Source organism: Micromonospora sp. HK10 (assembly GCF_000982955.1).
Classification (GTDB): Bacteria; Actinomycetota; Actinomycetes; order Mycobacteriales; family Micromonosporaceae; genus Micromonospora.
In genome coordinates, this window is the sequence record NZ_KQ058812.1 from 1 (window position 1) to 7,153 (window position 7,153).

The following is a 7,153-nucleotide window of genomic DNA, read 5'->3' on the forward strand; positions in this document are numbered from 1 at the left end:
GGTCGACGGGGCGGCGGCGACGGCCGCCGGATCGGCGGGGCGGTCAGTCCTTGTCGACGGTGACGGTGCTCGGCTTGGCGCTGCGCTCGTCGGTGGTCGGCTTGGTCGGCCGCTTGCCGTTCTCGCCGGTGCTGGTGATCTTCGTGGGGGTGGCGCCCCGGCCGCCCTCGCCGGGCACCGCGGCCACGGTCGGCTCGCCGTCCACCCCGGCGCTGGCGGCGGAACCGTCCACGGTGGTGACCGGCTCCGCGACCGGGCGGGTCTTGCCGCCTTCCGCAGGCTTCCCCGACTCCGGGGCCGCGCGGCCGCCGTTCGGCGAGGCGTCCGCGCCGCCCTTGGCCGGGACGGTCACGGCGGTCCGGTCGCCCGCCGGTGCGCCGCCCTCCTCGTCGCCGGTCGCGTCGGCGCCGGCGGCGGCCGCAAGGTCGTCCGGGTCGACCGGGGTGGCGGTGAGGCCGGCGGAGTCCGCCGACAGCCGCAGCTCGGCGAGGCGCCGCTGGAGGTCGTCCGACTCCTGCCGCAACGACCACGTCTCGGTACGCAGGTCGGCGAGCTCCTGCTGGGCGGTGGCGATCTCCAGCATCACCTCGGCGAGCTGCTGCCGGCCGGCGGCCACCTCCTGCTGGGTGGCGGCGAGGTGCTGCTGGGTGGTGGCCAGGTGCTGCTGCGTGGTGGCCGCGTACTCCTCGAACTGGCGGCGGGAGGCGGCCACGTGCTCGTCGGCCTTGCGGCGCTTGTCGCCGGCCTCCTCCTCGGCCCGCCGCAACAGCTCGGCGGCTTCCTCCTCGGCCCGCTGGCGCATGGTCAGCGCGTCCCGCTCGGCGGCCTCGCGCAGGCCGGCCGCGGCCTGCTCGATCTCCTGGCGCTTGGCGGTGTATCCCTGCTCGAGCTCCTCGGTCCGCCGGCGGTGCTGCTTGTCCAGCTCGTCGCGGTGCTTGGCGTACTCCTGCTCGGCGGCGGCGCGGCGCTGGGCCAGCTCCTTGCCGGCGGCGTCCCGCTGGGCCTTGACCTCCTTCTCCACCCCGGCTCGCCAGGTGCCCAGCTCCTGCTGGGTCTGCGTCCGGGCCTGCTGCACGTACGCCTCGGTCTCGCTGCGCATCCGCTGCACGTACGCCTCGACCTCGGCGCGGTTGCGCTTGCCGGCCTCGGCGGCCTCGCTGGTGAGCCGGTTCGCCTCGGTGCGCGCCCGGCCCCGGGTCGCCTTCGCGGCCTCTTCCGCGTCGTCAACGATCTTCTTGGCGTCGGCGAGCGCCTTGGCGTGCGTGGCCCGGCCGGCCTCGGCCGCCGCCTCGGTGAGCCGCTTGGCCTCCTGCTGCGCCTTGGCGTGCACCTCCTTGGCCGCCTCGCGGAGCTGGTTGGCCTCCTGCTGGGCCTTGGCCACGGCCTCCTTGGCCGTCTCGCGCAGCCGGGTCGACTCCTGCTGGGCCCGGCTGTGGATCTCCTTGGCGGTGTCCCGGAGCTGGGTCGCCTCCTGCTGCGCCGTGGCGAGCGCCTCCTGCGCGGTACGGCGCAGCCGCTCGGCCTCGTCCGTGGCGGCCTTGAGCGCGGCCTCCGCCTCGGCCTTCCGGGCGGCGGTGTGCCGCTCCTCCTCGGCCCGCCGGGCGGCGAGGGCGATCTCGAAGTCCTTCAGCGCCTGGGCGGCCTGCTCCCGCGCCTCCTCGATGATGTGCTCGGCGGCCGCGCGCCGGGCCTCGATCTCCTCGTTGGCGGAGGCGAGGATCTCGTCGGCCTGCTCCTCGGCCATGGTGAGGATCTGCTCGACCCGGGGACCCAGGTGCCGGAACGAGGCCCGGTCCACCACGCCCACCTGTTTGCGCACCTGGGCGAGGTCGCGTTGCAGCACCTCGACCTGGCCGGCCAACTTGTGGATCTGGGTGTACGCCTGCTCTCGTTCGCCCGTCAACGCCGCGATCTCGTGCTCGGCACGAGCGACGTACCGGTCGACCTGTCGTTTGTCGTAACCCCGGAGCGCGGACTCGAAGCTGGGCTCCGTGGTCACGTCCCCGCCGAGAGCGAACAGTTCCTCGCCGTGCGACATGCCCCCATCCTCACACGCATCCGGCTCTGCTGGGGCGATACGGACGCCCCTGTCGGGAGCTACTTCGCTGACGTGGCGAAACGGGCGGGAAAGCATGACGGCGCGGGGCGCCACCGGTCACCCGGTGTCACCCCGCGCCGCGGTTCATGCCCCGATGCGGGTGGTGCTCAGCTGGCCGACTCGGCCGTGACCTTCTTCTCGGAGCCCGCGTCCTTGGCCGCCTCCGGCTTGGCGCCGGCCGCCGGCACGCCCGGCACGATGCCGGCCAGGCCGGAGAGCATCTGGCCGAGCTGGGAGGTGACCGCGTCCTTCTGCCGGGTGAGGTCCTCGACCTCGCGGCGGGCCGCCTGCGTGGTCAGCTCCGCCTCGGTGCGGGCCTCGTTGAGCACCCGCTGCGCCTCGGCGCGCGCCTCGCCGAGGGTCTTGTCGGCCAGCGCCTTGGCCTTGTCGACGGTCTCGTTGGCGGTGCGCTCCGACTCGACCCGCCGGGCCTCGGCCCGCTGCTCGATCTCCTTGGCCCGCTCCTGCGCGGCCCGGGCCCGCTGCTCGGCCTCGCTGACCAGCTTCTGGGTCTGGGCGACCTGCGCGGCGTGCCGCTCCGACTCCTCGCGCTCCGCCTTCTCGCGCCGCTCGGCGAGCTGCAGCTCCAGCGCCTGGAGGTCCTTGTCGCGCTTGTCCCGCGCGTCGGTGAGCAGCTTGGTCGCCTCGGCCCGCTTCTCCTCGGCCTCCCGGGCGGCCTTCGCCCGCTGCTGGGTGATCTCCCGCTCGGCGGTGGCCCGCAGGGTGGCGACCTCGCGCTCGACGGTGGACTTCAGCTCGGCCACCTCGTGCGCGGTGACCGTACGCAGCTGCTTGGTCTCCCGGTCGGCGTCGGCCCGCAGGGTGTCGGCCTCGCGCCGGGCCTGCACCCGGACCTCGGCGGCCTCGCGCTCGGCGGCGGTGCGGACGTTGCCCGCCTCCCGCTCGGCGGTGGCCTTCATGGCGGCCGCCTCGGCGCGCGCCTTGTCGGTGATCTCCCGGGCCTCGAGGCGGGCGGCGGAGAGGATGCCCTCCGACTCGCGCTTGGCCTCGTTGCGGTGGTCGTTGGCCTGCTCCTCGGCCAGCCGGAGGATCTGCTCGACGCGGGTGCCCAGGCCGGAGAGGGTCGGCCGGCTGTTCTCCTCGAGCTGCTTGTTGGTCTCGGTGAGCTTCTGCTCCAGCGCGTTCTGGCGCTGCTCGGCCTGCCGGAGCCGGCGCTGGGCGTCGTTCATCCGCTGCTCGGCCTCGGCGCGGGCCTGCTCGGACTGGGTCAGGGCGGCGGTCAGCCGGCCGATGAAGTCGTCGACCTGCCCGGTGTTGTAACCACGCAGGCCAACGGTGAAATCGGGCTGTGAGTTCGCGTTATCGAAGAACGCAAGAGGGGAGGACTGCTGCTGGGGCATTGGGACATACTGGCAGACGCCCCAGGGTGCTCCGCAAGAGCGGTCCGCACCTTTCATGTCCTCATTACATGGTCAACTCGGGTGACCCGGTGGGACCGGACCAATCGGCGATCTTGGCAGGTCCCGGGGCGGGTCGGGCGGCGGCCGGTGCGGCCGGAAAAAGGGCCGCGGGTGGTCGCCCGCGGCCCTTTGTCGTACGGCAATCGAATGGTGTGACCGCGCTGGAAAGGCAAGCCCTCCTCCGCGCTTTGGCGCGGCCCGTTCAGCCGAACGGGTCAGTGCCCGCGGAACCGGTTGATCGCCGTTTCGTGTCGGGCCCGCAGCGCGGCGTCGCGCACGCCCAGCCCGTCCGACGGCGCGAGGCAGCGCACCCCGACCTTGCCCTGGTGGGCGTTGCGGTGCACCTCGTACGCGGCCTGGCCGGTCTGCTCCAGCGGGTAGGTCTTCGACACGGTCGGGTGCACCTTGCCGAGCGCCACCAGCCGGTTGGCCTGCCAGGCCTCGTGGTAGTTGGCGAAGTGGCTGCCGACGATCCGCTTCAGGTGCATCCAGAGGTAGCGGTTGTCGTACTGGTGCAGGTAGCCGCTGGTGGAGGCGCAGGTGACGATGGTGCCGCCCTTCTTGGCGACGTAGACGCTGGCGCCGAAGGTCTCCCGGCCCGGGTGCTCGAAGACGATGTCCGGATCCTCGCCGCCGGTCAGCTCGCGGATCCGCTCACCGAAGCGGCGCCACTCGTCCTGGTCCTGGGTCTGCTCGTCCTTCCAGAACCGGAACCCCTCGGCGGTGCGGTCGATGACCAGCTCGGCGCCCATCTTCCGGCACAGCTCGGCCTTCTCCGGCGAGGAGACCACGCAGACCGGGATGGCGCCGCCGCCCAGCGCCATCTGGGTGGCGTATCCGCCGAGGCCGCCGGACGCGCCCCAGATCAGCACCACGTCGCCCTGCTTCATGTTCGCCCCGTGGTGCGAGACGAGCTGCCGGTACGCGGTGGAGTTGACCAGCCCAGGGCTGGCCGCCTCCTCCCAGCTCAGGTGGCGCGGCTTCGGCATCAGCTGGTTGGCCTTGACCACGGCCAGCTCGGCCAGGCCGCCGAAGTTGGTCTCGAAGCCCCAGATCCGTTGCTGCGGGTCGAGCATGGTGTCGTCGTGGCCGGCGGCGTCCTCCAGTTCCACGGACAGGCAGTGCGCGACCACCTCGTCGCCGGCCTTCCACTTGGTCACCCCCGGTCCGGTGCGCAGCACCACGCCGGCCGCGTCGGAGCCGACCACGTGGTACGGCAGGTCGTGCCGGCGGGTCAGCTCGGAGAGCCGGCCGTAGCGCTGGAGGAACTTGAAGGTGGGCAGCGGTTCGAAGATGCTGGTCCACACGGTGTTGTAGTTGATGGCGCTGGCCATCACGGCGACCAGCGCCTCGCCCGGGCCCAGCTCGGGGGTGGGCACCTCCTGGACGTGCAGTGCCTTGCGTGGGTCCTTGTCCCGGGTGGCCATGCCCTCGAACATCCGGGTGTCCTCGGCCCGCACCACCACACCCCGGTAGCTCTCCGGGACCGGCAGGCCGGCGAGGCCGGCGAGTTCCCGCTCCGGCTGTGCGGAGCCTTCCGCCGCCATGATCGCTTCAAGGATGTCCTGCACGGTGACCTCCCGTTCGTTGCGCACCCGCACCGGGCGGGCAGGGGTGCTGCCATCGTCGGCGCCGGTGCGACGGGACCGCCATGTCGGCAATCGACACATCCGGCACCGGTCGCACTCCTGTGGGGCCGGACGTTACTGAACGGTAGCTAGGGTCGGAAGTCCTGTGTGAAAAACTGCATCCGCCGATGCGTGGAGGTGTCCGTGGGAACGCGCAACCGCGCACTGCCGCGCCTTGTCCCCGGCATCAGGACGGGTCCCCGCCCGGTTGGCGCCGGCCGGGCGGGGACCCGGGTCCGGCCGGCTCAGGCCGGCTGGACGAGCTCGATCAGCACGCCGCCGGCGTCCTTCGGGTGCACGAAGTTCACCCGCGAGTCCGAGGTGCCCCGCCGCGGGGTCTCGTAGAGCAGCCGGACGCCGCGCTCGCGCAGCGCCGCGCAGGCCGCGTCGATGTCCGCCACGGTGTACGCGACCTGCTGGATCCCCGGACCGCGCCGGTCCAGGAACTTGCCGATCGTCGAGTCGGGCGACAGCGGCGCCAGCAGCTGCACCAGGCCGCCTCCGGCGTCCGGCCCGACCGCCAGCATGGCCTCGCGGACGCCCTGCTCCTCGTTCGTCTCGGTGTGCACGCAGCGCATGCCGAAGGTGCGCTGGTAGAAGTCGATCGCGGCGTCGAGGTCGGGCACGGCGATCCCGACGTGGTCGATGCGGCGCAGGCCGATGTCGCTGACGTGGTCGGGAACGGATTCGACGGGGGAGTTCTCAGCCATGGCGCCAGTGTGACCGAACGATCGTTCGGGAGGCTGACCCAGTCGGGCATCTCACTCCCCTGAACGGGTGACGCCCGGACGCCCGCGCCGGGCGGCTCGGTCGAACGGCCGACCCCGGCCGGGGCCGCCCGGACGACCTCGTCCGGACGCCCGAGCGGCGGGAGACCCCGCGCCGTTCGTCCTGCTGGACGGGGGATGCCCCGCGACGCGGCGCGGGCGCACGATGCGAATCGGCACGTTCATCAGCACTGGTCGCCCCCGGCCGGCGCCGCGCGGCCCGGCACGGGGGCCCGGACCGGACTCGGGAGGACCTGGCCGTGGGTACGGCACCGAAGAAGCGCGGCGACACACCCGCCGGCACCCGCCGGCGGCGGCTCCCCGCCGGGCGGCGGGCCGCGGGGTGGTCGTCGTGACCCTGGAGCAGTGGGCGGCGGTCGGCGTGGTGTCGGGGTCCATCCTCAGCGCGCTGACCCTGGCCGTGGCGGTGAGCCGGCCGCTGCGCCGGCTGGCCCGGCAGAACGAGGAGTTCCGGCAGGACTGGTACGGGATGCCCGCCCGGCCGGGCCGGGAGGCCGTCCCGGGGATGCCGGAGCGGCTGCGGCGCGTCGAGGTGGAGTTGCACCCGGACGGACGCGGGACGTTGCGGGACGCGGTCAACGACGCGGAACGCCGGCTCAAGGGCGTGGAGAGCCGCCTCGACGAGCACCTCGGCGGGCGGGGTGGCCGGCCGGCCGGCGGCTGACCGGACGATCGGCGCGGCGGCCGGGCGCGCCCGGTGGTCGGGGTGGCAGTCCCGCTCATCGATCGTTCGGCATATGTGAACCCGGACGGCGGGAGGTTGATCTGCAACTTGCATCCGGAGAAGAGTACGGATGGTGAGTTCACTGTCACGCCCCGTTGCCGCCATCTGGATCCCGGTCCAGGTGGACCCCATCGAACCCCACCTGATGGCCTGCCTGGACCATGCCCGGCGATGCCGCTACGACCTGCTCGGGATCATCACCACGGCGCCGTGGGACGAGGTGCGGCAGATGATGCTCGACGGGAAGGTCGACGTGGTGGTGGTCGCGAAGTTCGACCATCTCCCGGCGGACCGGACCCCGCGGATCGAGGTGGCCGGCCGGCCGCCCCGGCCGCCGGCCGCGTGCCCTCGGGGCCCGGTGCCGCCGCGCCGGGGCCGCCCGCGCGGGGCCTGAACCGCGGCCGGCGCGGACGGGCCGGGCGCCGGGCGGCCGCCCGGCGCGGCTACCGGACCATCGACGGTCGTAACCTGGAGCGGCTGGCCAACGTGCGCGG

Annotated in this window: 6 protein-coding genes; 2 read left to right on the forward strand and 4 right to left on the reverse strand. The window is 73.5% G+C overall.

Going from position 1 to position 7,153, the window contains the following annotated elements:
• Positions 1 to 43: 43 nt before the first annotated feature.
• The 4 genes from LQ51_RS13215 to mce all read right to left on the reverse strand — a co-directional run bounded on the left by LQ51_RS13215 (position 44) and on the right by mce (position 5,857).
• On the reverse strand, positions 44 to 2,038 hold the full coding sequence (locus LQ51_RS13215) for a coiled-coil domain-containing protein (protein WP_046565650.1): 1,995 nt from the start codon (positions 2,036 to 2,038) through the stop codon (positions 44 to 46).
• Between the two features lie 167 nt (positions 2,039 to 2,205).
• A complete protein-coding gene (locus LQ51_RS13220) occupies positions 2,206 to 3,459 on the reverse strand; it encodes a DivIVA domain-containing protein (protein ID WP_046565651.1) in 1,254 nt (417 codons plus the stop codon).
• Between the two features lie 275 nt (positions 3,460 to 3,734).
• Positions 3,735 to 5,090: a crotonyl-CoA carboxylase/reductase gene (ccrA, locus tag LQ51_RS13225; protein ID WP_046565655.1), complete on the reverse strand. Its 1,356-nt coding sequence runs from the start codon at positions 5,088 to 5,090 to the stop codon at positions 3,735 to 3,737.
• A gap of 302 nt (positions 5,091 to 5,392) precedes the next feature.
• Entirely contained in the window at positions 5,393 to 5,857 is a 465-nt protein-coding gene (gene mce / locus LQ51_RS13230; RefSeq protein ID WP_046565652.1) for a methylmalonyl-CoA epimerase, read from the reverse strand.
• Positions 5,858 to 6,266: 409 nt separating this feature from the next.
• On the opposite strand from mce, the gene LQ51_RS13235 reads away from it, so the two are divergent.
• A complete protein-coding gene (locus tag LQ51_RS13235) occupies positions 6,267 to 6,599 on the forward strand; it encodes a hypothetical protein (protein WP_197087693.1) in 333 nt (110 codons plus the stop codon).
• A 133-nt stretch (positions 6,600 to 6,732) separates the two neighbouring features.
• Positions 6,733 to 7,053 (forward strand): hypothetical protein, encoded by a 321-nt coding sequence (locus tag LQ51_RS13240; protein ID WP_156313076.1) that lies wholly within the window; start codon positions 6,733 to 6,735, stop codon positions 7,051 to 7,053.
• Positions 7,054 to 7,153 lie beyond the last annotated feature (100 nt).

Coding starts and splice junctions, on each gene's coding strand:
- mce (WP_046565652.1), bottom strand. CDS start 5,857: ATGGCTGAGAACTCCCCCGTCGAATCCGTTCCCGACCACGTCAGCGAC.
- LQ51_RS13215 (WP_046565650.1), bottom strand. CDS start 2,038: ATGTCGCACGGCGAGGAACTGTTCGCTCTCGGCGGGGACGTGACCACG.
- LQ51_RS13220 (WP_046565651.1), bottom strand. CDS start 3,459: ATGCCCCAGCAGCAGTCCTCCCCTCTTGCGTTCTTCGATAACGCGAAC.